Annotated in this window: 30 protein-coding genes; 11 read left to right on the top strand and 19 right to left on the bottom strand. The window is 54.1% G+C overall.

Annotation, left to right across the window (positions count from 1 at the left end):
* The first annotated feature begins 15 nt into the window (after window positions 1-15).
* From RCCS2_RS14395 to RCCS2_RS14375, 5 genes are all read left to right on the top strand, one after another.
* Window positions 16-228 (top strand): DUF2945 domain-containing protein, encoded by a 213-nt coding sequence (locus tag RCCS2_RS14395; protein ID WP_037294291.1) that lies wholly within the window; start codon window positions 16-18, stop codon window positions 226-228.
* Window positions 225-1,190, top strand: coding sequence for a DNA topoisomerase IB (locus RCCS2_RS14390; protein ID WP_008235458.1), 966 nt, complete (start codon window positions 225-227; stop codon window positions 1,188-1,190). The genes RCCS2_RS14395 and RCCS2_RS14390 overlap by 4 nt, the downstream gene beginning before the upstream one ends.
* A gap of 66 nt (window positions 1,191-1,256) precedes the next feature.
* On the top strand, window positions 1,257-2,615 hold the full coding sequence (locus RCCS2_RS14385; RefSeq protein WP_037294263.1) for an MATE family efflux transporter: 1,359 nt from the start codon (window positions 1,257-1,259) through the stop codon (window positions 2,613-2,615).
* Between the two features lie 61 nt (window positions 2,616-2,676).
* Entirely contained in the window at window positions 2,677-2,886 is a 210-nt protein-coding gene (locus tag RCCS2_RS14380; protein WP_008235456.1) for a hypothetical protein, read from the top strand.
* A gap of 48 nt (window positions 2,887-2,934) precedes the next feature.
* Window positions 2,935-3,135 (top strand): hypothetical protein, encoded by a 201-nt coding sequence (locus tag RCCS2_RS14375; RefSeq protein WP_008235454.1) that lies wholly within the window; start codon window positions 2,935-2,937, stop codon window positions 3,133-3,135.
* A gap of 67 nt (window positions 3,136-3,202) precedes the next feature.
* Here RCCS2_RS14375 and RCCS2_RS14370 read toward each other — a convergent pair whose 3' ends face one another.
* The 4 genes from RCCS2_RS14370 to RCCS2_RS14355 all read right to left on the bottom strand — a co-directional run bounded on the left by RCCS2_RS14370 (window position 3,203) and on the right by RCCS2_RS14355 (window position 5,602).
* Window positions 3,203-3,955, bottom strand: a complete 753-nt coding sequence (locus RCCS2_RS14370) for a Crp/Fnr family transcriptional regulator (protein ID WP_008235453.1) — start codon at window positions 3,953-3,955, stop codon at window positions 3,203-3,205.
* A gap of 227 nt (window positions 3,956-4,182) precedes the next feature.
* On the bottom strand, window positions 4,183-4,650 hold the full coding sequence (locus tag RCCS2_RS14365; protein ID WP_008235452.1) for a CreA family protein: 468 nt from the start codon (window positions 4,648-4,650) through the stop codon (window positions 4,183-4,185).
* A gap of 4 nt (window positions 4,651-4,654) precedes the next feature.
* Window positions 4,655-5,071 carry an STAS/SEC14 domain-containing protein gene (locus tag RCCS2_RS14360; protein WP_008235451.1) on the bottom strand — a complete coding sequence of 139 codons (417 nt, stop codon included), beginning with the start codon at window positions 5,069-5,071 and terminating at the stop codon, window positions 4,655-4,657.
* A gap of 69 nt (window positions 5,072-5,140) precedes the next feature.
* Window positions 5,141-5,602: a PRC-barrel domain-containing protein gene (locus RCCS2_RS14355; protein WP_037294290.1), complete on the bottom strand. Its 462-nt coding sequence runs from the start codon at window positions 5,600-5,602 to the stop codon at window positions 5,141-5,143.
* Window positions 5,603-5,784: 182 nt separating this feature from the next.
* On the opposite strand from RCCS2_RS14355, the gene RCCS2_RS14350 reads away from it, so the two are divergent.
* Both RCCS2_RS14350 and RCCS2_RS14345 read left to right on the top strand, forming a co-directional pair.
* Complete coding sequence (locus tag RCCS2_RS14350; protein WP_008235449.1) at window positions 5,785-6,417, top strand: DUF998 domain-containing protein; 633 nt, start codon at window positions 5,785-5,787, stop codon at window positions 6,415-6,417.
* Between the two features lie 153 nt (window positions 6,418-6,570).
* On the top strand, window positions 6,571-7,131 hold the full coding sequence (locus tag RCCS2_RS14345) for a type 1 glutamine amidotransferase domain-containing protein (protein WP_008235442.1): 561 nt from the start codon (window positions 6,571-6,573) through the stop codon (window positions 7,129-7,131).
* A gap of 120 nt (window positions 7,132-7,251) precedes the next feature.
* Here RCCS2_RS14345 and RCCS2_RS14340 read toward each other — a convergent pair whose 3' ends face one another.
* Window positions 7,252-7,395 carry an entericidin A/B family lipoprotein gene (locus RCCS2_RS14340; protein ID WP_008235441.1) on the bottom strand — a complete coding sequence of 48 codons (144 nt, stop codon included), beginning with the start codon at window positions 7,393-7,395 and terminating at the stop codon, window positions 7,252-7,254.
* 416 nt (window positions 7,396-7,811) lie between these two features.
* Between RCCS2_RS14340 and RCCS2_RS14335 the strand changes: the two genes are divergently transcribed.
* Complete coding sequence (locus tag RCCS2_RS14335) at window positions 7,812-8,699, top strand: mechanosensitive ion channel family protein (protein ID WP_008235439.1); 888 nt, start codon at window positions 7,812-7,814, stop codon at window positions 8,697-8,699.
* Window positions 8,700-8,734: 35 nt separating this feature from the next.
* Here RCCS2_RS14335 and otnC read toward each other — a convergent pair whose 3' ends face one another.
* The 4 genes from otnC to RCCS2_RS14315 are packed head-to-tail and all read right to left on the bottom strand — an operon-like array spanning window position 8,735 to window position 11,676.
* Window positions 8,735-9,379, bottom strand: coding sequence for a 3-oxo-tetronate 4-phosphate decarboxylase (gene otnC, locus RCCS2_RS14330; RefSeq protein ID WP_008235438.1), 645 nt, complete (start codon window positions 9,377-9,379; stop codon window positions 8,735-8,737).
* Entirely contained in the window at window positions 9,372-10,595 is a 1,224-nt protein-coding gene (gene otnK, locus RCCS2_RS14325) for a 3-oxo-tetronate kinase (RefSeq protein WP_008235437.1), read from the bottom strand. Before otnK ends, otnC begins: the two co-directional genes overlap by 8 nt.
* Entirely contained in the window at window positions 10,592-11,389 is a 798-nt protein-coding gene (locus tag RCCS2_RS14320) for an N-acyl homoserine lactonase family protein (protein ID WP_008235436.1), read from the bottom strand. Before RCCS2_RS14320 ends, otnK begins: the two co-directional genes overlap by 4 nt.
* Entirely contained in the window at window positions 11,386-11,676 is a 291-nt protein-coding gene (locus RCCS2_RS14315) for a putative quinol monooxygenase (protein ID WP_008235434.1), read from the bottom strand. The genes RCCS2_RS14320 and RCCS2_RS14315 overlap by 4 nt, the downstream gene beginning before the upstream one ends.
* A 196-nt stretch (window positions 11,677-11,872) precedes the next feature.
* On the opposite strand from RCCS2_RS14315, the gene RCCS2_RS14310 reads away from it, so the two are divergent.
* Genes RCCS2_RS14310 through RCCS2_RS14300 form a run of 3 tightly spaced genes read left to right on the top strand, consistent with a single transcriptional unit; the run spans window position 11,873 to window position 14,662 of the window.
* On the top strand, window positions 11,873-12,964 hold the full coding sequence (locus RCCS2_RS14310) for an isocitrate/isopropylmalate dehydrogenase family protein (protein ID WP_008235433.1): 1,092 nt from the start codon (window positions 11,873-11,875) through the stop codon (window positions 12,962-12,964).
* Window positions 12,961-13,989 (top strand): Gfo/Idh/MocA family protein, encoded by a 1,029-nt coding sequence (locus tag RCCS2_RS14305; protein WP_008235432.1) that lies wholly within the window; start codon window positions 12,961-12,963, stop codon window positions 13,987-13,989. Before RCCS2_RS14310 ends, RCCS2_RS14305 begins: the two co-directional genes overlap by 4 nt.
* 4 nt (window positions 13,990-13,993) lie before the next feature.
* Entirely contained in the window at window positions 13,994-14,662 is a 669-nt protein-coding gene (locus RCCS2_RS14300; protein WP_008235431.1) for a GntR family transcriptional regulator, read from the top strand.
* Between the two features lie 57 nt (window positions 14,663-14,719).
* On the opposite strand, the gene RCCS2_RS14295 is transcribed toward RCCS2_RS14300, so the two are convergent.
* The 10 genes from RCCS2_RS14295 to RCCS2_RS14250 form a co-directional block, all read right to left on the bottom strand.
* Window positions 14,720-15,511: a hypothetical protein gene (locus tag RCCS2_RS14295; protein ID WP_008235423.1), complete on the bottom strand. Its 792-nt coding sequence runs from the start codon at window positions 15,509-15,511 to the stop codon at window positions 14,720-14,722.
* 145 nt (window positions 15,512-15,656) lie between these two features.
* A complete protein-coding gene (locus tag RCCS2_RS14290; protein ID WP_008235422.1) occupies window positions 15,657-16,568 on the bottom strand; it encodes an RDD family protein in 912 nt (303 codons plus the stop codon).
* Window positions 16,565-17,566, bottom strand: coding sequence for a stage II sporulation protein M (locus RCCS2_RS14285; protein ID WP_008235420.1), 1,002 nt, complete (start codon window positions 17,564-17,566; stop codon window positions 16,565-16,567). The genes RCCS2_RS14290 and RCCS2_RS14285 overlap by 4 nt, the downstream gene beginning before the upstream one ends.
* On the bottom strand, window positions 17,566-18,843 hold the full coding sequence (locus RCCS2_RS14280) for a DUF58 domain-containing protein (protein WP_008235419.1): 1,278 nt from the start codon (window positions 18,841-18,843) through the stop codon (window positions 17,566-17,568). The genes RCCS2_RS14285 and RCCS2_RS14280 overlap by 1 nt, the downstream gene beginning before the upstream one ends.
* Window positions 18,844-18,860: 17 nt before the next feature.
* Entirely contained in the window at window positions 18,861-19,817 is a 957-nt protein-coding gene (locus RCCS2_RS14275; protein WP_008235418.1) for an AAA family ATPase, read from the bottom strand.
* On the bottom strand, window positions 19,807-21,111 hold the full coding sequence (locus tag RCCS2_RS14270; RefSeq protein ID WP_008235417.1) for a hypothetical protein: 1,305 nt from the start codon (window positions 21,109-21,111) through the stop codon (window positions 19,807-19,809). The genes RCCS2_RS14275 and RCCS2_RS14270 overlap by 11 nt, the downstream gene beginning before the upstream one ends.
* Complete coding sequence (locus RCCS2_RS14265; RefSeq protein ID WP_008235416.1) at window positions 21,108-21,830, bottom strand: DUF4129 domain-containing protein; 723 nt, start codon at window positions 21,828-21,830, stop codon at window positions 21,108-21,110. The genes RCCS2_RS14270 and RCCS2_RS14265 overlap by 4 nt, the downstream gene beginning before the upstream one ends.
* A gap of 118 nt (window positions 21,831-21,948) precedes the next feature.
* A complete protein-coding gene (locus tag RCCS2_RS14260) occupies window positions 21,949-22,797 on the bottom strand; it encodes an ABC transporter permease (protein ID WP_008235415.1) in 849 nt (282 codons plus the stop codon).
* A 3-nt stretch (window positions 22,798-22,800) separates the two neighbouring features.
* Window positions 22,801-24,042: an ABC transporter permease gene (locus RCCS2_RS14255; RefSeq protein ID WP_008235414.1), complete on the bottom strand. Its 1,242-nt coding sequence runs from the start codon at window positions 24,040-24,042 to the stop codon at window positions 22,801-22,803.
* Window positions 24,043-24,099: 57 nt separating this feature from the next.
* Window positions 24,100-24,863: extracellular solute-binding protein (locus RCCS2_RS14250; protein WP_008235413.1), on the bottom strand; the 764-nt coding region annotated here is incomplete at its 5' end.

Raw genomic sequence — 24,863 nt, 5'->3', positions numbered from 1 at the left:
ATGAAGGAGCAAAAAATGAGCTATCAATCTGGCGATAAAGTTGAATGGGATTGGGGCAACGGCACCGCAAACGGCGAGGTCGAAAAGACACATGAAAGTTCGATCACACGGACCATCAAAGGATCCGAAGTCACCCGTAACGGGTCAAGCGATGATCCCGCCCTTGAAATCAGTCAAGACGACGGCACCAAAGTGCTAAAACTGGCGTCAGAGGTGCGCAAAGCGTGACAAAGGGCCAACTGGTCTACTTTCCGGACACCGAACCGGGGATTGGCCGCAGGCGGCGCGGCAAGGGGTTTTCTTACGTCGACCCCCAAGGTGCGATAATCACTGATAAGGCTGAACGCCAGCGCCTTGCGTCATTGGCTGTACCACCAGCCTATGAAGCCGTCTGGATGTGCCCCACACCTTTGGGCCACCTTCAGGCGACGGGCCGCGACGTCAAAGGCCGCAAGCAATACCTTTACCATCCCGACTGGACCGCACAGCAAGCACAGGCAAAGTATGATGCCTTACCGGATTTCGGGCGCGCATTGCCACGCTTGCGGCGACATGTGCAGGACGATTTGAACGAAGAAGCAGGCGAGCGCGAATTTGCCTTGGCTGCTGCCGTTACGTTGATTGACCGCACAGCACTGCGCGTCGGCAATCCGCAATACACCGATGAGAATGGCAGCTATGGGGCGTTAACCCTGCGCAACCGCCATATCCAGATGACGGGCAACAGGATCAACTTACAATATCGTGCCAAAGGCGGGCAGCGCGTGCGGCGGCGGCTGTCTGACGCCAAACTTGCGCGTGTTCTGGGTAAGATCAACGATCTGCCCGGTGCTACCTTGCTGTCGTGGATTGATGATGACGGCACAGCACAGATGCTCAATTCAGAGGCGCTGAATGCCTATATCGCCGATGCTGCTGGCACCGAAGACGTGACCGCCAAAACCTTTCGCACATGGGCAGGCAGTTGCGCAGCATATGAGGTCGCGTCGCAAGGGGGTGCCACGATCAAAGATATCGCGACGGCTGCGTCCACGGTTTTGCACAATACCCCCACGATCGCGCGTAATAGTTACATACACCCCGCCATTATTGACCTGGCGGGCAAAGACATGATTGATGTTCAACCTGCTACTTTGACGGGCTTGCGTGTTAGCGAACAACGCTTGCTGGGGTTTCTGGACACGCAATGAACCACGACCTTTTGTGAACTTTTTGAACGATGACGCGTTGGGGCGTGCAAAACCAAAGGAAACTCCTTGTCTAATTCTCGTGATCTGACGTCCGGTGCGACGTGGAAGAAACTATTGCAACTGGCCGGACCGATGGTGTTCGGGATTATTGCAGTCATCTCTGTCTCTTTGATTGATACATATTATGTGGGCCAGCTGGGCACACAGCAGCTGACAGCGCTTTCATTTACATTTCCGGTCACTCTAACTGTATCCAGCTTGGCCATCGGCCTTGGCGCTGGTGCATCATCAGTTGTGTCCCGGGCCGTTGGCGGGGGTGAGGATGACGATGCCAAGCGATTGGCAACCGATAGTTTGGCACTTGCCCTGATCCTGGTCATCTGCGTGGCGACAATTGGTTATTTCACAGTTGATCCATTGTTCGCGATGCTGGGCGCCAGCGGCGAAGTGTTGGATATGATCGGGCAGTATATGCGCATCTGGTTCATGGCCATTCCGCTACTTGTGGTCCCGATTGTGGCCAATTCCATTGTGCGGGCCGTTGGTGACACATTTTGGCCAAGCGTTGTGATGGTCAGCTCAGCTGTCACAAATATCGCGATCACGCCGATATTTATCTTTGGGTGGGGTCCGGTCCCGGCATTCGGCATTGAAGGTGCAGCCATTGGTACATTGGTTGCGTGGCTTGTGACCGTCTTTGGCGCCTTCGCCCTTGTTGCTGTGCGTGAGAAAATGATTGTTTTTAAACTGCCCCCAGCAAGCGCCTTGTACAAGTCATGGAAACGCGTGCTTGCCGTTGGTGTGCCTGCATCGGTCGGCAATGCTGTGAACCCTATAGGTATCGCCGTTGCCACCGCGATTTTGGCAAGCTTCAACGAAGTGATCGTCGCGGGATTTGGCGTGGCGACGCGTATTGAATCCCTTTCTGTCATCCCGATGCTTGCACTATCTTCTGCTATTGGCCCTTTCGCGGGTCAAAACTGGGGTGCGGGCAAGTGTGGCAGGGTCGCTGAGGCGCTAAAGGTCAGTTACATCGTTTGCGCGGTATGGGCGGGTGTATTGGCCCTGTTTTTCTGGATTGCGGCAGAGCCTATTGTCGGCGTGTTCTCTCAAGAAGCCGAAGTGATCAGCGCTGCCACGACTTATCTTACTATCGTACCGATCAGCATTTGGGGCTATGGCGTCGTGATCATCACCGCGGGTGCGTTTAATGCATTGGGCCGTTCCCATTATGGCTTGGGCCTTTATCTGATCCGCACAGCCGTTCTTTATGTGCCGCTATCTTTCGTTGCATCGCTGTTGGCAGGGTCTGAGGCCGTGTTTTATGCCATTGCCGTGGCCAACGCGCTGGCTGGTATCGCAGTGGGTGCATTTGCGTTGCATTGGCTGTCAAACCACAAAGCGCCAGAGCCTGCGCCTGCATAATGCAGGGAACCAAACCGGATTTTGTTCGTTACATTATCGAATAAGATGAAGGGATGAAGCAATGACATACGACGTCAAAGGTATTTGGTATAACCCTGCGGCAAGCGCCTTTGAGGGGCGTATTGACATCCACCGTGGCGGGAAATCGTTCCGCTACCCCTGTGCTGTTGAAGGCCCAATGGACATGTGCCCTACCGAGGTACGGCAGCGCATGCAAACCCAAGCGTTGCGTATGTCCGACAGCAAACCAACGTTGTTTTCAAAGCGCTAAGAAGAGACACGCGCGACAGCGTGGTTCAACCGTAAAAGGAGAATTCAAATGGCAGAGCATACGCCAAAAGTCCAATACCCGGAACTGAAGGGATCAGAGCAGCACTTTGATCTGAAAAACGATCCTGGCAAAAAGGGCGATCCGGACCATGCTTCGGATGATGACCTGAATGCTGACAATGACGAAGGGATCGTCAGCAAGACAGTGGATAAAATCAAATCCAAGTTCACGTCAGGTTCTGATAATTAAGACCACGGATTGGTACAAAACGCCGCTTTCATCCAAAGGATGCGAGCGGCGTTTTTGTGTGGATGGCTTAAATACTGAACTCAGTCAGATGATCGGGGTTGAAATGTGACATATTCATGAGCGCGTTGACGTCATCCAGGCGCACGGCGTCACGGGTAACTGTCACCAGATTTGCATCACGTAATGTCTTTAGCGATCTATTGGTATGCACCAGGCTAAGCCCCAGTGTGTCGGCCAGATCACTTTGCGTCATTGGCATGTCAATCCACGTGCCGTCTACCTCATTAATCAGATCTAGACGATGCCACAGTTCAAGCAGAAAATGCGCCAGACGCTCTGGTGCAGCCAAACGACCCAACCTGACGGTCTGATCACCCAAGATCGCAAATTCGCGTGCAGTGCACCAGCTAAGGCCGGCGGCCAGCACCGGGAATTTTTGCGAAATTTCAGTCATGCGCCGGGGATCAATCGTCGCAACCTTCAAGGGCGTTAAAGCCGCAGCACTATATGTCGCCTGAGCGCGAAAATTGATATGCAGTCCGATAATATCACCGGGCAGCGCATAGCTTAGAATCTGACGGCGACCGTCTTCAAGCATGATATAACGGACGGCCCATCCCTCAGAAATGACGCAAGTGGTGCGCAGGTCGCTACCTTCTTCGACAAAATCGCGACCCTTTTCGATATCGACAATATGATTTTGCAGACCTTCCATGAAGGTGATTTCTTCGTCTGACATCAGACAAAGGGCACCCAGTTTACGCACTAACGCCGAAGACGCGTTATCCGGCAGCGGAATATCAAGCGCTTCACTCGGCATCGGGTCGCCAGCAGGAAACCCAGTCGCTGAAACATTGACTTATAACATAAGTTAAATCCATTTTGTGGTCTCGCTCATATGACACATAAGCGTGTCTATGTTTTCTGACATACCTTATCTACGTATGAAACAACAGAAAATCCTCATCTGCCGTTCTGGCAGACAAGGATGTCGGATGTCCTGCGGTTTGAATTTAGGCACATGGCCCACATGAAATGACGTGACGCCTATTGCGTGGCGTCAAACAGTGGGATCGTCGCGATTGACATTTTGGCTGATCCATCCTGCACCTCGCGGGCGTGGGCGATGTAAATCAGAGTTTGGTTGCCTTCGTCAAAAATACGCTTCACTGAAAGTGATTTCCAGATGATTGAGCGCCGTTCCGAGAAGATGCTTTCGCCTTCGTCAGATCTGTCAATATCGCCGATTTTTATCGGTCCGGTCTGACGGCATGAAATGGCAGAATTCGACGGGTCTTCGAACCAATTGCCATTTTGCAGCCGGTCAATCAGCCCACGTTCGAAATAGGAAACGTGGCAAGTCACGCCATCCACATCGGGATCACCAAATGCCTCGATGATGATGTCATTGCCAAGCCAATCAACATCGACATTGCCGACGGTTTCGGCCGATGCAGCGCTGCCCAAGGAAAAGGCCGCCACCGTACAAAACGCCAAAGATTTTACATAGCTCATATGATTAACCCAGCTTTGGCTGGTTTTCGTCCAGAGGGTGCGCCCCGACGAATTCCCACGCCATTTCAATGTCTTTTGCCTCAAACGCGCCAGCCTCAACCGGAATGATTTTGTTCATCAGGGTAATCATCTTTGCGGCACCATCCGGTGCACCGACGACACCATAGCGTTTCACATGGGTCAGGGCACGAAATCGCGACTTGATCACATCGGTGTCCAACATGCTGTCCCAATCGCTGCCCGTGAAATCGCTAAGATCCAGTAGCATGCTGACAGTTCCCCGCGCGTCAAAGACGGCGTTCATAAACTCGGCCAACGCCTCTGATGCGTCATCATCAATGTGACCGGATACCTTGAATGCGTAGACGTCGGGATTGTCGGTTGCGATCTGCGTGATCACGCCTTTTGAAAATAGGGGCATCGTTTTCTCCTGTCGGAATGTAATAAAGGGCGGGAAAAATCCCGCCCTTATCATTGGTTCACAGTTGGTTTAGCTGTCTTGATCCATGGTGTTTGTCAGCTGATCGTATTCGTAAGTTGGCGCATCCTGAATACCAACTTCGGTGGCTTCGACAACAAGGAAGAAATCGTCGTCTTCGCCCTCTTCACCCACAAAGCGGATTTCAGACATATTTACGGCCACGTCTTTTTCGCCAATGCCCAGAAAACCACCAACACCAACGATAACAGACTGAATATCCCCGGCGCGTGTAAGGACAATCTCATTGATCTCGCCAATGTCGTCCCACTCTGTTTCGCCGCCCGCAGGGATCACCATCTCGTTCTCGATGCTGGCTTCAGATGCATAAACACGCATACCGATCATTTCAGAGGCGTTAATGTTCATCTTGGGATCGAACTGCATGTCCGAAAAGACGCTTGAATGACCGTCTGCCATTGCTGTTGTGCCAAGTACGATTGCGGCTGCGGTTGTTGTGAGAAACTGTTTCATATTTTCCTCCATTTTTAGTTGCGCTGTTTTCCAGCTTGATGGGGTCACAACGCAGCCCTGTCCGATATCGTTCCCGACTATCCGTGCGCTTTGCAGACTTCTGGAACGGTCGGGCACACATCCGCGTTGCAATTGTAAGGGCTGTTGCAAGGCCAGCTAATTTTATAAAAAGGACATTGAAGATGAACGAGATAAAGCGCCGGATCGAGCATAATATTCAGCCAAATCTACTGATCTGGACAGGTTGGTTTGCGATCGCCGGATGTGTGATTTTTACTATCTCGATCCTTATCGCCGACTTCGTCGTGCCTGATCACGATTGGATTGCCGATACCATCAGTGACCTTGGCGCCGGGCGGTACGAATTTATCGTTGATATCGGCATCTATGCTTATTCTGCCGCTTTGGTCGCAATAGCGCTTGCTGCCGCCCATCTTCACCTTGGCGGCCCACGTTGGAGCATTGGCGTTGTCGGGCTAAGCATGCTGGCGTTGTTGGTGTTCTTGATCGGCGCACGTAACGAATATGGGGACAATGATAATGAAGGCGTCGTGATCCACATCTATCTTGTCTATGGGTTGGGCGTATTGATGGCTTTGGTCCCTTGGTTGATGTCAGGCGGGGCCAGCAAAGTGGACCCGGCGGCTGGCAATGCGTTGATCGGCATATCTATTGTCTGGACAATCTCAGCACCTGTTTTCTTTTACCTACCAACAGACGTAGACGGCATCTTTGAACGCTATCTAGGCCTGATCAGTTTTGCGCTGGTCATCGTTCTGGCGCGTGTGTTGGGGCGGGCTGGCCGCCAGTTGTAACGCGAAACGGCGATGGTACATCCCTTGGTTTGGCACGGCGTAAAGCCTTAGCAACACGCCGCATGTTGGCGCTTCGGATCCTATATCAGGAACGCATTCGCCCCGCATACGTTGTTTCCATATCAACATTCAATTCCAGAACGGGAGATCAAAATGCCTAACATTACGAATGCCAAGATCCTGATCATGTCGACGAACGGGTTCGAACAATCTGAACTGATGGAGCCGCTTCAGCAGCTGAAATCCAAAGGGGCCACTGTCCATGTGGCGACACCTGATGGTGAAAAGATCACCGGTTGGGACCAAAATAATTGGGGTGACAGCGTTGACGCTGATCTGAAGATCGCGGACGTTAACGTCGATGATTATATCGCACTTGTGCTGCCGGGTGGTCAGATTAACCCTGATATTCTGCGCGCTGACGAAACGGCAGTTGAAACAGTACGCAAGTTTGTCACAGGCAATAAAATCGTCGCAGCAATTTGCCACGCACCTTGGTTGCTGATTGAAGCAGGCGTTGCCGAAGGACGCGAGATGACCTCTTATGGTTCTATCCGCACTGACCTGAAAAATGCAGGCGCCAAAGTGGTCGATCAGGATGTCGCCATTTCCAACGGCATTATTACGTCACGCAGCCCAGAAGACCTTGATGCGTTTATCGCCAAGATCGTGGAAGAGGTCGAAGAGGGTGAACATGAACGCCCAGCGGCCTGATTGATTACTAAGACCCCTTCAGAATGCTCTGAGGGGGTCTTGGTTTCGCTGACGAATAATCAGTAGACACAAAAAAGCAGGCCCCGCGGGACCTGCTTTTTTTGTAGGGCTTGCACGTGATCAAAGATCAGATTGCACATCCTGGCTTTCAGCAGACAGTGCATCGCCTGCGTTCGAAATATCCTGGCCTGCGCCTTGTACCGTTTCACACGCTGCAAGTGCGAATGATGATACGATCATTGCGATGATAAATGGAATACGCATGGGAAAATCCTTTGCTTTGAGGTGAGGTTGATCGTTTTCGGGCTGGGAGATTTACGCCAATCCAACGAACGACAGAACGGCAATAACAACGACGATAAGGCCGACGATATAGATGACACGGTTCATAGGAACCTCCTTTGTTCATTTTACTCTGTGGTGCTGCCAATTCTGACGCTCCAATAGCGTACAAACGTTTGCGTGTCGGATTGGTTCCCATGGCGCGTGGTTAAACCGCATGTCTGGTATGGAACGAAAGCCACCCCTGCCGTGTTAAAACGCTAAGTGGTTCTAAAAGGTTTTCGTATGTGCAGTATCATATCGGTCGTTCGTTTCTTTCCAATCACCACTACAATGCACGTAGATCCGATACACCATAACGCGATTGCCTGATCTGACTGACGAAAGGCCCAATACCTATGGAACCTGTCCAAATCCTGACTGAACAACTGCAAGAAATCGCGCGCGGCGCGGTCGAACTGCTGCCGCAAATCGTTGTTGCGATTGTTGTCATTGTGTCTACGGCCTTGCTTAGCCGATTGGCCAAGGCAATGGCAGGGCGCGTTCTGAAACACACCAAAATACGGCAAAGCCTGAAAGAGCTTGCGCAACTTTTGGTGTCTATCTTCATTTGGATCATGGGTTTGATGATTGCTGCGGTCATCGTTTTTCCGGGTTTGACGCCCGCCAGCATTCTGGCCGGTCTTGGCATCGGATCGGTGGCGATAGGTTTCGCATTCAAGGATGTGTTCGAGAACTTTCTGGCAGGGATCATCATTCTGTTTCGGCGCGAAATGCGCATCGGCGATCATATCGAGTGTGAAGATATCGAAGGTAAGGTGGCCCACATCGCCATCCGTGAAAGCCATATCGAACGCACCGATGGGCAGCTTGTTATCGTGCCCAACTCCATGTTGTTCAAAAACCCTGTTGTCATCCGCACGGACAAACCGCACCGCAGGGTGACCATCATTTGTGGCGTGGCCTACGACGTTGATGTTGATGAAGCGCGCGACGTGATCAGACAGGCGGTTGTGGCTTGCGACACTGTCGAACAAGACAACAAGCCCATCCAAATTTTCGCGCAGGAATTTGCGTCTTCTTCGATCAATTTCGAAGTGACGTGGTGGACAGGATCGACCCCGGTCGAGGTGCGTACCTCAAAGGATCAGGTTGTGGCGGGCGTCAAACGCGCGTTGGATGATGCCGGTCTTGAAATCCCATTCCCATATCGGACTTTGACCTTCAAAGAGCCGTTGCCTGTGGCGCCACAAAGTGATCAATCCGAGCACAAGCAAGATCCGTGAGGATCGCTGTTTACTGAACCGACCGGGCAATCGTTTTACCAGTCGACATCGAATTTTTTGACCACGGCCTGAACATGCGCTTCTGTCAGCGGTGTCGGGTTCATTCCGCGCGTCAGCATGGCTAGTTTGGCTGTTTCTTCAAGCTCTTCCATCGCAAATGCGGCGGCCCAAACATCTTTGCCCGCGACCACAGGACCGTGGTTCGCTAAAAGGACGGCAGACCGTTTGCCCGCCAGACCCCGCACTGCATCGCCCATCCCCGGATCACCGGGCAAAAAGAACGGTAGCAGCTTGACCTTACCGACCCGCATGATCGTGTAGGGCGTCAAGGGCGGCAGTACATTGTCGGGGTCCGTTTCAGGCAACATCGAAAGGGTTACTGAATAGGTTGAATGCAGGTGAACAACAGCGCCCGTGCCACTGCGTGTTTCGTAAAATGCCGCATGCAACGGCGTTTCTTTTGTTGGTGGGTCGCCAGACAGCAATTTGAAGTTCTGGTCGAGGTGACTGATTTGTGCAGGGTCCAGAAACCCCATCGCCCGCCCGGTTGGCGTGACCAAAACCGTTCCGTCCGACAGCCGGGCAGATATGTTGCCAGAGGACTCACAGGTCAGCCCGCGGTCGAGCATTGACTTGGCCAAAACACAGATGTCTTCGCGCAGTTTGCTGATCTCAGTCATGCGGGGCCTTCATCAATGTCAAGGCTTTGCCAAAGAAATCCGATCCGCCAAAGTTACCTGACTTCAGCGCCAGCGCGACATCGCCAAAACGGACCAAAGGCACACCCGCCGCCGCACGCGGGCCAATGGTCAGCGCATCGGCCCCAAGGCCGGTCACCACAGCGCCAGAGGTTTCACCGCCTGCCACAGCCAACCGACGGACCCCACCTGCAATGACCGCGGGGGCCAGTTGCGCAAAAAGATTTTCGATGGCTGCCGCCGCGACACCCGGCCCATGCGCGTCTTGTGCCGCTTTGACCACTTTGGGGTCAGCAGATGAATAAACCAGCGGAGGCACGTCTTGCGCCACGACCCAATCAGCGATCTGGCCGATGTTATACTGCCCCTCAACTGCTTTGGCCGGGTCAATCTGAAAGGACGGCGCGGTGGCGGCATACGCTTCGACCTGATCGCGCGTGGCAATGCTACACGACCCTGAAAACACAGCGCCCGGTCCGGTGATCGCGTGCCATTCCGGTGCTGCTGTCTGCACACCGAAATTGGCGGGCAATCCAAGCGCAATACCTGATCCACCGCATAGCAAAGGCAGACCTTTGGCAGCTTGGCCGATCGCAAGCAGGTCGGCATCTGTGATGGCGTCAGTGATCATATGCGCATCAGTGGTCAGTGCTGCTTTGATCGCATCGCCACCCTGCAACACTGTCAAGGCCGGGACATGGCCGATCTGACGCACAGACTGCGCTGCCAGAACGCGCCGCAGATCAGCGTCCTTCATCGGGGTCAGCGGATGATCCTGCATCCCGCTTTCGTGCAGCGGCCTGTCAGCGACAAAAAGGTGGCCTTGATAGACACTACGACCGTTTTCGGGAAAAGCCGGGCAAACGATGACCGGCCCCGCGTTCAGCCGTTTGGCTAGGGCATCAAGAACGGGACCAATGTTACCTTTTGCGGTGCTGTCGAAGGTAGAACAGACTTTCAAAACGACCTGCTTTGCCCCTTGCGCCATAAGCCAATCGCATGCCGCGAGCGACGCAGACACGGCATCTTGAACAGGGGCGGTACGTGACTTTAACGCCACCACACCAGCATCAAGCGTCGGGTCCGCAGGCCCGGCGGGAACACCGATGAATTGCGCCACAGACATGCCCGCCTCGGCCAATGTCAGCCCGATATCTGATGCACCGGTAAAATCGTCCGCAATAATCCCCAGTTTCATCGGGGAATCTCTTTGATCGGCCCAGCGTCAAGGCGAAAGATATGCGGCGCCATAGCCTGCGGGAAATAGATGCGCACCAATGGATCATGGCCCGGAATGATCAGGCCAGGATCAGAGGCAAGGCGATGCAGGGTATCAAAACCATCCAGCATGTTCTGCAAATCAACCACAATGGGAAACGGTTTGCGCGCAAAGATGTTTTCGTAAAAGTGGCTGGCGTCAGATGCCAGCACCATCCAACCAGCCTTAGTGCGCACGCGCACGCATTGAAGCCCACGGCTGTGCCCACCAATGCAATGCACCGTCACACCATCCGCGACCTGCGCATCACCATCGTAAAATACGACCTTTCCGGCATAAAGGCGCTTGATCGCTTCGCAGACATGCCCCGCGGTATAAGGCATCTTCAATGTCTCATGGCACATGCAAGGGCCTGTGGCGAAGGCCATCTCAGCGCTTTGCAAGTGCAGTGTTGCGTTGGGAAACAGGTGCAAGCCACCCGCATGATCGTAATGAAGATGGGTTACGATGACTTGGGTAATATCCTCTGGCTGCAAGCCAAGCGGTTGCAATGCGGCGGCGGGGTCCAGCCGAATAGGGCGACCACGCGCTTGCCCTTCTTCTGTATCATATCCGGTGTCTACCAGTATCACCTCAGCGCCGCGTCGCAGGACCCACATGAAATAATCCATAGGATGCGGTGCATCATGGTTGTCGTCGAAGATAAAACTGTCCGCCCGGGTGCGTGTGTTCCGGTCAGCGTATTTGATGCAATAGATTTCCCAATCGCTCATGTGATGACATCCTGGTATGTGCGCACAACTTTCGCTGTGATCATTGGTTTGGTCTTCGCATCAAAGACTTTGAAATGATCGCTGGCAAGGTGAAGGTCAAAGGCAGGCCGGTCCGTATAGAGTTCATATAGAAAAACATCGTCCGGGTGCATTGGGTCCGTACAGATATCAAACTGATGGCAACCTGCCTCTTGCGCAAGCGACATGGCTGCATTTTTTCGCATCAACGGCATGAATGCAGGCATTTCATCAGCTACGACCTGAAAGGTGACAATAACAGCGTACATGCAGGTTTCCTTCTTGGCTGTATTGCCAGTTTCAGCACCACAAAGATGCCAGCAAGTGGTCGTATTGCAAATAAAAATTACGGTAGCTCAAATGGCATCTCTCTTTATTGCATTTAGTAATGCATGCATTAATGTGTGAATTGTCAGTGACTCGATTGTTCGAACCGAAAGAATTACCGCGCAGGAAAGGCCCTGAATGACCCAAAACTTTGATATCGCAGTTTTCCACGGTGACGGGATTGGGCCGGAAATCATGGCGCCGACAGTGCAGATACTCAAACGTATGGCCGCCGCCTCTGACGCTTATGCGCTGTCATTTACAGATGCCCCGGCCGGGGCCGCGCATTATGCCCAAACCGGAGTTTCGCTACCCGATACCTCAATGCAAATCGCACGGTCATCCGATGCGATCCTGCTGTCGGCCATGGGCCTGCCTGATGTGCGCTATGACGATGGCACAGAAATTTCACCACAGATCGATCTGCGCAAGGCGCTAACGCTTTTTGCCGGGGTGCGCCCTGTTACGGTGCGTGAGGGGCAAGGCACACCGCTGCGTCTGCCGCCGGGACGCGAAATTGATTTTGTGCTGATCCGTGAAAGCACCGAAGGGCTGTTTCACACGCAAGGCTGCGGCGAGGTAAGTAAGGATGAAGCGCGCGAGACGCTTTTGATCACGCGTGATATCTCGGAAAAACTGTTCCGGTTTGCTTTTGATCTGGCGCAGACCCGCAAAAACGCTGGCCGCGGCATTGGCAAAGTGACCTGCGTGGACAAAGCCAACGTCTTTCGCGCCTTTGCTTTCTTTCGCGAGATGTTTGATGCCGAAGCCGCCAATCATCCTGATATCGTTGCCGATCATGCCTATGTGGATGCAACCGCCCTTTGGATGGTGCAAAAACCGTGGGATTTCGATGTGCTGGTCACCGAGAATATGTTCGGCGACATCCTGTCCGACCTTGGGGCGGGCCTGATGGGCGGGCTTGGATTGGCACCATCCGCCGATATCGGATTGGATCATGCTGTGTTTCAACCATGCCACGGATCGGCCCCCGATATTGCCGGGCAGGGCGTGGCAAACCCGTTTGCGATGATCCTGTCTGCGGCCATGATGCTGGATTGGCTAGGGGTCAAACATGATAACGATGCGATACGCGCCGATGGCACACGCTTGCGTAAAGCCGTCGAGGCCGTTGTTGCACGCGGCGATGTGCTGACGCGTGATCTGGGTGGGGGACATGACACGAACGATGCGGCGGGCGCGGTTCTGGACGCGTTGTTTGCCGTATGACGGATAATCAAAACCTGCGCATTGCCTGCGTTGGTGCGGGTTATTTCGCCCAGTTTCATTACGACAGCTGGGCACGTATGGCGCGGGCTATCCTTGTTGGTGCGTGTGATCGCGATTTTGAAAGGGCAAAGGCAACCGGGTTGGCCGCCTACACCGATCTGGCGCAAATGTTGGATGAACAAGCACCCGATCTGCTGGATGTGATTGTGCCACCTCAGGCACATGCCGATACGATCCGCATTGCGCTGGCCGCAGGTGTGAAATGGATCATCTGCCAAAAGCCTTTTTGCCTGAACCTGACTGAAGCACAGACTGTCGTTGCCGAAGCGAAGACCGCGAATGCCACGATTGTGGTGCATGAAAACTTTCGCTTTCAACCCTGGTACCGCACGATCAAGACAGCCCTTGATACCGGTACAATTGGCCAAGCGCATCAGGTGACATTCAGGCTTCGTCCCGGCGACGGTCAAGGCCCTGATGCGTACCTTGATCGACAACCCTATTTCCAGAAAATGCCCCGTTTTCTGGTGCACGAAACCGGGGTGCATTGGGTGGATACGTTTCGTTACCTTCTAGGCAATCCGACGGCTGTTTATGCCGACCTACGTCAGATAAACCCGGCAATTGTAGGCGAAGATGCAGGATATATTCTGTTCGATCACCCCAACGGGGTCCGCGCCTTGTTCGACGGCAACCGCCACCTTGATCACAAGGCCGACAATCTGCGCCGGACCATGGGCGAGGCCCTGATCGAAGGCACGCTGGGCACGATCCGGCTGTATGGCGATGGGTCCGTGACGCATCGCGACTTTGCCGATGCCACCGAAACAACGCTTTTGGGCCCCGATACATGGGACGGCTTTGGCGGTGATTGCGTGCATGCTTTGCAAAGCCATATTATGCGGGGCGTGCTGGATGGTGCGCCGCTGGAAAACACGGCTGATAACTATCTGACCGTGATGAAGATCGAAGAACAGATTTATGAAGCTGCACGGACAGGACAAAAGCAAAGGATAAAGGGCTGATGCAGTGACAGAAAAGCCGATTTCAAACGCCCTACGCGCCCTTGCTAAACTGCGCGAAATGATTTTTGCCGGTGATCTGCCAGCGGGATCAAACCATCTTGAAACCGAACTTGCCGCACAATTGAATATGTCGCGCACGCCGGTGCGCGAAGCGTTGTTGATGCTGGAAGGTCAGGGCCTGCTGGAACTGCAACCGCGCAAAGGTGTCCGTATCCTGCCGATTTCACCACGTGACATGGCCGATATTTATGACGTGCTGACCGAGCTTGAAAGCCTCTCGGCCGAACAGGCCGCCAAGGCGGGCCACTCTGACAGCGCGCTTGCACTGCTTGAGGCTGCAATTGACGATATGGACAAAGCCATTGCCGCTGGTGACCTTGATGCATGGTCCGAGGCCGATGATCGTTTCCATAAGGAATTGGTGCAGCTGGGGGGCAACGGCAGGGTCAAAGCCATCGTCGATATGATGAGCGATCAGGTGCGCCGCGCGCGCGCCATTACTTTGGCGCTGCGGCCCTTACCGACAAAATCAAACGACGATCATCGCAAGGTGTTTCAGGCAATCAAGGATGGTCAGGCCAACATGGCCCGCGACACCCACCGCGCCCACCGCTGCCATGCAAAAGAAATCATTGTGGGTGTCTTGGAAAAACATAGGCTGCGTTTCATTTAAAAAGCCCCACCGCCAACACTGGGCGATGGGGCTTTTTGTATTTCGGCAATACGTCTTCTAGTCGAAGACAGCCGCCAGTTTATCAACGCTGACACCTTCTTTGATATCACGCAGGCGGGCATAGATCAGGGCGGCGCCGATACCGGACAAGCCGTAGGTCAGCCCGTTCACCAGTGCGAACAGCAAAATACCAATGCCAAAGCCAGCCGCGTTCAAACCGATGATTGGCACGATCGCCGACACAAGGAAGGTGGTGACAATTCCCAAACCAGCGGTACAGATCCCCAGCAGGATCAAGGCACCAACAACAGGCCAGCGATAGTCTTTTGTCAGCGCCGCAGAACGACCCATACCGCCAAAGCCTGCACGCTCGATCATGATTGCGGGCGTCGTCACGCAGAAAACCGCATAGATGTAGAGGCCCGGAATAATCAGCAGGACGAAACCGATACCCGCCAGAATACCGATAACGAGTGACAGCACCATGATTGGCACGATCGCTTTGATCGCGGGAGAAATATAGGCGATTGGTGTAATTGCATTGCCCAGCTTTGCGTCATAGGCCAACTGCACCAAAAGCGCGATTGTCAGACCCTGAATAGCAAATTGAACGATAACGCCAACAAAGATCATGGTGGGTGATCCAATGGCCAATGCTTCTCCGGTATCAACACCAAGTGTCAGGCCAACCCCGTTCATGGCGACAGACACAAGCAAGCCGATCAATGAAGGGATGAACGCCACGATCATGACCGCAATCAGATTGCGAAACAGGATCGAAAAGCTGTTGGAAACGATGGCGCCAACGCCGAGGGACGTTTTTTGGCCAGTGATAGGTGTGCTCGTCATGAAAAATTCCTAATGACAATTATAGAAGGGGCAAAAGGCAGAACGCGCTGCCTGATGTGATCGGATGTGCCGAATTAATAACGCGGTTTCTAGACAGGATTGTGGCACTGGCCAAGGTGCCCATCGCAATTGCAGCAAATATGCATCAGTTCTTTTCGTCCTGATTTGCATGGAATTTATCCTGCCGCCGTTCACCAAAAAGCTGTTTTTTCTCAAGATGCGCCCGCTGCGCATTATAGAACGCCCGCAAGAAGGCGACCCTGTCCATTGGATCAACTTTGTCGGCATATCCGATCTTGTTGCGGATCTTTTCAATCACGGAATCCAATGTTGCCTTGTTGCGCGTATCTGTTTGCATGCTGGGTCGGTTCTCTTGTGCGCGCAACAAATCCTCAAGCGTTTGCAACTCCAAGGCACCATAATGATCAAGCTGGTGTGACAGGAACACGAACTTGTCCTTCACTGGTTTGGGTACAGACTGCGCCAAATCTTTTAACAGAATCGGCGTTGGCAGGTCGATCACATAGGTCCCCGCAATCATATCGCCCAAACGCTGCCGCCGTTTATTGGTCAGCGGTACTGCCAGCGTTCCGATAATCCAGCCCAGCGCAATCAATGAGCCGATGGGCGACGCCGCATCCAACGTCAGCAAAAGTGTGCCGGGCAGAAAAATCTCGGCCTCTTTCATCAGGTTGCGCACCACAAGCGCATGCGCACTAAGTGACAATCCATCGCGCGAGACAACTTTGATCTTCATAATTCGCTTGCCAATGGTCTGCCCATTCCAGGCCAGTTCTGTCAGCACGTAATAGGGAATGCGGAGGATAAAAAAGAGCAGTGCCGAAATCGCCCAAAGCGTTTGTGGCGACGTCAGATCCAGTACGGCAAGCAGGATAACAAGCGCCGCAGCCCCAATCACCGTAATCAGAATATCGGTGATTTGCGCACCAAACCGCGCGCCCATGCCAGCCACCGCCAGATGCAATGGCACGCCTTCTGGGGGCAATAACACATTGGGATCGGGTGCTGGCGTTTTGGGCTTTCGGCGCAATTTCATGATTGCGCCCTCCCGGTCCGAACAAACCACATCAACCACAAGCCGCCGATGGTCCAGCCGATGATCAGCCGTGCGTTGCGATCTTGGATCAACTGCCGCCCGAACCCTTCGATCAAGGCAGCCGCGACAAGCATAAGGGCCGCAACAATTGCCAGTTTGGCCGCATCGCGCCCCGCAATCCGCAACGCCTCGGCCCGTGTATTTTGTCCCGGGAACAGCACCGCAGCCCCCAATTGGATGCCACCGCCACAGGCAATGCAGATCGCCGAAAGCTCTGTCACGCCGTGGATGGACAGCCAGCCAAACAGGTCCCATCCAAGACCCCTGTCCACATGCAGCGCCACAAAAACACCAATGATCAGTCCGTTATAGAAGGTCAGCAAAATAGCAGGGGCGCATAGGAACACGCCAAGCCCAAATACAAAAATCGCAATCCTTGTGTTATGCGAAAAAAGATACGTGGCAAAGGCACCTAAACCTGACGCGCTGGGGTCATCATCATAGATCACCGATCGCAGATAACCTGTTGTTGCATCCGGGTTGCGCCCGCCTGCCAAATCGCCCGGCATCAATACATAGAACCAAGCTGGATCATCGAAATAGAGCAGATACCCCGCCAGGCCGCCCAACCCCATGCTCAGGAACCCAAGCAGTACAAAGAACCACGATTTGCGCATCGCCACAGGGCCGCTTTTGCGTAAGAACCGGGCAATCACGCCCCGTGCGCTTTCCTGCGGGGCATAGACCGACAGATAGGCGCGTGCGGTCAGTGCCTCAAGATACAGCAGTAGCCCCTTATCAAGCGAGATTTCACGCGCAATCGCCAGTGACGTTGTCGCCTCGCGGTAAAGTGCAGCCAGATCGCGCGCCTCACCAAAGCTCATCCGGCGCAGACCTTGGGTTTCTGCCTTGGTCGCCAACGATTCCAGCCGCAACCAGTCGTCCTCGCGTTCCTTGCGAAACCGGGCAGAGCGGATCAGATCGGTTGGTTCTTCCATCAGATCAGCTCTTTCGCTTTGATTTCTAGGTAATGCGAGATGAGCTGCGCGGTGACTTTGCCGGGCTCTGTATCAATTACCGTTACACCCATCCGCGTCAAACGCTCCATCACGATGCGGCGTTCATCAATGGATTGGTTGGCGGCGACCAGTTCGGCAACGCCGTCCATACTTTCAGGCGCTTTGGCGACCATCTGTTCCAGTTCAGGATCGCGCAGAGTGACAAAGATCACCAGATGACGTCGGGCAAGGATGCCGATGTTTTCGATCAGTAGCTCGGCCGAGGTCGTATCAACAAAATCAGTGAAAATGATGATCAGGCTGCGCTTGGGCGTGCGCGCGTTCAATTCTGTCATCGCAAGCGTGTGGTTTGTTTCGCGGCTCACATAATCCAGGTCCGCAGTGCGGCTGCGCATGCGGGCAAAGGCTTTGCGCCCCGCGGTGGGCGCAGAAAAGATGCGGGGGCGCACGTCGTAGGAATAAAACCCGACCAGATCACCGCCAATGGCAGCGGCCCATGCGGTGGCCAATGCTGCGGTAATCGCATGGTCAATCCGGGGCATGCCCCCGATTTCTTCGCGCATCAGATACCCGTTATCGAGGGCGATAATGACGTGGTGGTTGCGTTCGGCACGCAGTTCTTTGGCGACCAAAGACCGTTTACGGGCTGATCTTTTCCAGTCGATTGTTTTGACATCCATACCTTGGACAAAATCCTGCAACTGGTGAAATTCAGATCCTTCGCCGATGGCACGATTTTCTTTGACGCCAAACAATGCGGAATTGACCGAACTTGTGATCTGCCCGGATTCAATCAACCGAATGTTGGGTACCACGCGCAGCTCTGCCCCCAATGTCAGCTTTGGGACATATTCAAAGAACCCCCAGCGCGAGGTCCAGATCAGCCAAAGATGGTCGCAGGCCCATGTCCCACGGCGCACAGCGCGGCATGGAATCACCGCGCGGGCGATGTTTTGATTGTCTGCTGTAAACGTAATGTCGGTTTGCCCGCTGATACCATCTGGCCAATCAATTTGGCCCGATAGCGCCGCTGGCGCGTTGCCGACGGTCAGTTTCAAATCAACCGTTTCGCCAACAAACACCTCTGATGGGAAATCGACGGTAATCTCTTTGCGCCCTGTCCGGGACATGACCACATCTGCCAGCACAGCAATTCCCAACACCAGCCACAGCCCCGCTGCCGCAGCAAAGGGGGCATCGCCCACAAAGGCGATCAGCATCGAAATCAGCAGGGCGGCCCCGCCAACTGTCAGCAATCTGCGCGATGGCCGTATCAGTGGGGTGCCTCTACCTGATCAAGGATGTTTTCAAGAACCTGAACCGGTCCGCGTCCTTCAATTTCAGCCGTTGGACCCAGTACAATGCGATGACGCAAGGCCGGGACAAAGAGGCGTTTCACGTCATCAGGGATCGCAAAGTCACGGCCTGCCAAGGCAGCAGCTGCGCGTGCTGCACTGGCAATCGCATCAGCGGCACGGGTGGATGCACCGTAAGAGATTTCATTGTTCTCGCGCGTCGCGCGCACCAGCCGCAGGATGTAGGCTAAAATATCATCTTGCAGGATAATCCCGTCGATAATCGTGCGGCATTCCGCAAGGATCGCTGCATCCATGACCTTGTCTTGGGCATCCATCGTGGCGCGCGTCTCGATCGGTTCTGCTGCATGTGCCTTTAGGATTTCCATTTCGATGTCTTGCGGCGGAAAATCGACGACCAGTTTGAACAGGAAACGGTCCAACTGCGCCTCTGGCAAAGGATAGGTCCCTTGCTGTTCAATCGGGTTTTGGGTTGCAACAACTAGAAACTCATCCCCCAGCAAATGGTCGGTGCCATCAATGCTGACCATGCGTTCGTTCATCGCCTGCAACAAAGCAGCCTGCGATTTGGGTGGGGCGCGGTTGATCTCATCTGCCAGTAAAACCTGACTGAACACCGGTCCTTTGGTCAGGGTGAAATCATTGGTCTGGAAGTTAAAGATCGACGTCCCCAACACATCGCCCGGCATCAGATCAGGCGTGAACTGAATACGCCCGAAATCCAGATCAAAGGCGGCGGCGAAACTGCGGGCCATCAGCGTCTTGGCCGTTCCCGGCGGCCCTTCCAGCAGGACATGTCCGCGCGCAAACAGGGCGACCAGCAGCAGGTCAATGACCTCATCCTGCCCCTTTACGGTTTTGCCGATCTCTGCGCGCAGGGCGTCTGCGCGGGCGCTGAGTGTTTCAAGTGTCATGGGCAAGTTGCTCCAAAGTAAGTTCAAAGGCTTCGACATAGGAAATGGCGGCGGTCGCCGGCAGATGTGCTGGCAGGTTGCGCATTTCGTTCAAAAGGGTGGTCAGTTTTTCGGTCAGCGCAGGATTAAGGCGCTTCATATGCTTCAGATAGGCCTGTTCTTTCGTGGCCGTGCCGGAAATCACAGGGCCAAACAGCGCACTGCTGACCGCACTCATCCGGGCGGTGACATAGTCATCCAGCAACGCGCCGTCCTGTCCGGTCATGCGCATCAACTTGGCCCGCGCACTGATCGCCTGGCCCTTACGCGCGCTCAGTTTCGATACCGCATCAACAATCGGGCCATAGCGCAGACCTGCGCGCCAAAACGTGATCAACATTAGGATCGCACCACCGATCCAAAGTACAGAAAATGGATATTCGAGATAGCGCAGAAAATCGGACCAACTGCGTTCGTGCTGCACGGCCTCTTGCTGTTCGGTGATCCAAACGTCTTGGCTATAGTCGATCAGAATGCGCCCACCATCCGCCAATTGCGGCAATAGGCTTTGGGCGATCAGGGCATTGTCGCCCAAACGCAGGCCATGATTGTTCAGCAAGTCGGGATCAGACAATACCAGGATGTCATCCCCGGTATTTTCCACAGTGCAGAACCCCAAAATCATCTCGCCCACATCGCCGATAATGGGGTCACAGCCCTGCCCTTCGAACACTTGCGCGACATAAAGTCGGGCAGTCAGGCGGTCACCATCCGAAGTCTGATAGCTGAAATCACTAAAAGGTCTGCGAATGTGACCCACAGCACCGATACCTTCGCCGGCGATAAGGTGTAGCGCGTCTTGGGTCCTTTCGGGATCAACCAACAGCGCGGGGTGGCTAAGGCCCGTTAGTCGCACGCCGCTGCGCCACTTCGGCAGAACCACCATTGTTTGCGCAAGATAGGCGCGTTCTTCGACCTGCCAAAGCCACATGTCGTATTCGTCCTGCTGGAATAGCAGTTCTTCTTTGGTTTGCGGGCTGGCACGTTCCTCTGATAAATCACTATCGTAAAGCGGGGTGATCACCAGACCCAGCGTTTCAGCGCTGATCGTCCAGCCGCCTGCAAAACTTTGGGCATCGTGCCCCTCGGATGACAGCCAAATGTCCAGCCCATCCATACCTGTCGCTGAACTGCGCAACTGCTGTTGTTGCTGGCTTGAGAAATAAAGCAGCACAGCAATGCCGATTGCGACGAAAACACCGATCAGGATCAGTTCAGGGCGTTGTTTGACGGGTTGAGTTGTTGTGTCGCTCATGTCGCCAACTCGCGAAACAGCGGGGTGATCTGGGTCACGTGATGCGCAAACTCTGGTTCGGTCACGTCACGACCACCAAATTGGACACGCTCACTGGCGCGGATCAAATCGCGCAGGGCGCTGAGATGGCGTTGATCGGCTGGCAGACGGCGCAGCGCCTCGCGGTCAGTCCAGCTTTGGCGCAGCAAGACACCGTTGGCTGTAACTGCCTTGCGCAGCGCGTTCTGCGCCAGCGCGACAAGGGCCGCACGCCGATCCGCCATACCCGTGATCTCGGACAGGTTGCGGGGTTGCACATCTGCTGCGCTTGAACGCGCATGTCGCGGGCCTCTGCGCGCCGCATGCGGGTTATCTGCCGACGGTTGCAGCATAATGCCAATGTTGCCACCAAACCGTACAAAAATGAGGATAACAGCAACTAAAATTATCGCCGCAACAAGGCCGAAAGGCCACGCCTCTCCTGGTCCGTCCCAACTGCGCGAATTGCGCCCGGGTTCTTCGACAGCGGCCAGGCGTTCCTGCGTTGTCAGCGCCGGGGCAGCAGCCGTTGGATCAAAATAGGCGACGTCACTGTCAATACGCTGGCGACGTATTGCATCAAGATACGCCTCACCCGATGTCGTCAGCTCAGGCGTGGTCAATGCACCATCCTGCGCAAAGGCGAAGGGTGCAGTCAGCAGCGATAAAGCAAGAACGGCAAGCAAAGAAAACAGACGCATGCGCCATTGATACGCACGTTGAAAATCGCGCTGCAAACAGGTTGTCTTTATCGCCGCAACAGAACCACGCGGATGTGACAAGAATACGCCAACTTTTCTGCGCTGACTGTATGGGGCGTTAGTCTGTGCCGCTCAGGCGCGCGGACCTGCGGCGCAATATCTCTAGGGTGAACAGCATCGCGGCAGACAGCACGACCAACAAGGTCGCAACCGCCAAAATTGTCGGGTTAATCTGTTCGCGTAATCCTGAAAACATCTGGCGCGGGATCGTGCGCTGTTCCGGACCCGCAAGGAACAGCACCAAAACGACCTCATCAAACGATGTCACAAAGGCGAACAGCCCGCCGGATATCACGCCGGGGCGAATTAAGGGGATAACGACATCCCAAAACACTTTCACCGGTGACGCCCCAAGGCTAAGACCCGCCACAAAAAGCGAGCGGTCAAAACCGCTGAGTGTTGCAGTGACCGTAATGATCACAAATGGCACGCCAAGCGCCGCGTGGGCGATGATCAGCCCCGCAAAGGTGCCAACCAGATTGAACTGCGTGTAGAAAAAGAACATCCCCGCCGCGATAATGATCAGCGGCACGATCATCGGCGACAGCAGCAGCGCCGTGATCAAGCGCTTATAAGGCATCCAAGGGGACGCCAGACCAACAGCGGCCAATGTACCCAGCGTTGTCGCAATCAATGCCGCCGCAATACCAACGACAAAGCTGTTACGGATCGCGATACGCCATTTTTGGTCATCGACGATTTCTTGATACCAGCGCATTGAATACGCTTCGGGATCAAGTGAAAGCATTCCTTCCGTGAAGGTAAAAAACGGTTCTGCATTGAATGACAGCGGCATGATCACAAGGATCGGCATCATCAGGAACAACAACACGGCAAATGCGGTTACACGCAGACCGTAATGCCCTGCGATATGCCAAAAGGAATAGTATTCGGGAAAGCGTTTCATGATCTATCCCAGCTTCAGGTTGTCGGTGCCGACGAAACGGTCAAACAACCAGTAAAGGACCAAGATCAGCACTAACAAAAGCGATCCCAATGCCGCTGCAAGTTCCCAGTTATTGGACACCTGCATATGGAACGCGATGATGTTCGAAATCATTTGTCCATCTGTACCACCAACCAAGGCAGGCGTGATGTAGTAACCGATTGAGATGATGAAAACCAAAAGCGCGCCGGCGGACAGACCCGGCAAGCTCATCGGTAAATAAATTTTTGACCATGCCCCAAGCGGTGTGCTTCCCATCGAAATCGCAGCGCGCATATAGCTGCTGTCGATCCCGCGCATGACCGCATACAGCGGCAAGACCATGAACGGCAGCAGGATGTGCGTCATCGCAAGGATCGTCGAAAACTCATTATACAAAAGCTCAAGTGGTTCATCGATCAGGCCAAGCCAATCCAAGGTAGAGTTCACCACGCCATTCGTTTGCAGCAAGGCAATCCAAGCGGTCGTGCGTACCAACAGCGATGTCCAGAAAGGCAGCAGTACGAACACCATCAGGAAATTGGCCAAACCGCTGGACGCATGCGCCATAAAAAATGCCAGCGGATATCCCAAAGCAATGGTCAGGCCGGTGATGATCAGCGCCATTTTTAACGTCTTGGTGTATAACTGCACGTATATCTGTGTGTCACGCTGCACGATACTGCCATCAATATCCCGCTCTAGATCAACAGATGTCAGGTAATAACTGGAAGAATAGACCGGCCCTGCGTTGCGTAATGCGCGCCATGTTGCGGCATCACCCCAACGATCGTTGGCTTCTAACAGCAGTGCCGCCCCATTTGCCGCAATATCAGCATCTTCGACACGGCGCAGGGCACGGGCGGTTGATTTGGTCACACTGGACATGCCGGGTAGCGCGCGATTGATTTCATCGGCAAGCTGACCAGAGGTGCGATCATTTGCCATGCGTTTCATATCGGTTGCAAATTGGGTCAGGACCGCGTCATCTGGCACACCTTCACCGGACCAATCCTCTAGTGCGGTCAGGGTGTCCGGTATCAGATTTGCAACCGTTGGGTTGTGGACGCTGCGATACAGCATCGTTGTGATTGGCGCGACAAAAGCAAAAATCAGAAATACCAATAATGGCACCACGAAAAAGAACGCTTGCAGACGACGCTTGCGCACTTCGCGGGCGGCGTTACGGGCGTCTTCTGGATCAAGGGTTTGGGTGATGCCGGACATATTGGGTTTTATCCTAGGGTGCCCCCTGCGCCAGAAACTGGCGCAGGGGAAAGCTGTTTACTGCAACAGCCATTCGTTGAACTTTTCACCAAGGCTTTCGCCGAAGTCAGCCCAGAAGATACCGTCCGCTTTTAGACCTTCATCAAGGTGCGCTGTTGGCAGATTTTCCTTCACACTTTCAGGTAAAAGGGCCTGCGCAGAGGCGCGGGTCGGGCCATAAGCCACATCCTGCATACCGGACAAAGGCACGGTACGGGTTGCGGATTTGATGAAATCCATCGCCAGATCCATGTTTTCTGTGCCCTTCATGATCGCCCAGACATCAAGATCATAGACATGGCTGTCCCAAACAATTTCAAACGGGGCACCATCATCTTGGATCGCAGCAAAGATACGGCCGTTTGCGGATTGTACCATTGTGGCACCACCATCATTCAGCAGAACGGGGGCTTGTGACCAGCTATCGTACCAGACGATGTTTTCTTTAATGGTATCCAGCTTGGCAAAGGCACGCGCCTGCCCTTCTTCTGTGGACAGTGTTTCGTAAACATCCTCTGGGGCCACACCATCGGCGATCAGCGCCCATTCCATGTTCACCTGTGGACGCTTGCGCAAACCACGGTTACCGGGAAACGCCTCGACATCGAAAAACTCTGCGATGGTCTGCGGGCCGGGGCCATTTTCGGTGTTGGTCGCAAAGACGACAGACCAGACAATGTTGCCCACGCCACATTCATTGGCAAGCGCTTCTGGAATAAAGTCATCGGCAGCGGCCACGCCATCATCGCCATCAGGCAGAACAGATTGGTCGATCACTTCCA

Origin of the sequence: Roseobacter sp. CCS2, assembly GCF_000169435.1 — a bacterium.
In the GTDB taxonomy this organism is placed as follows: Bacteria; Pseudomonadota; Alphaproteobacteria; order Rhodobacterales; family Rhodobacteraceae; genus Yoonia.
This window is presented reverse-complemented; position numbering and strand designations above follow the sequence as displayed.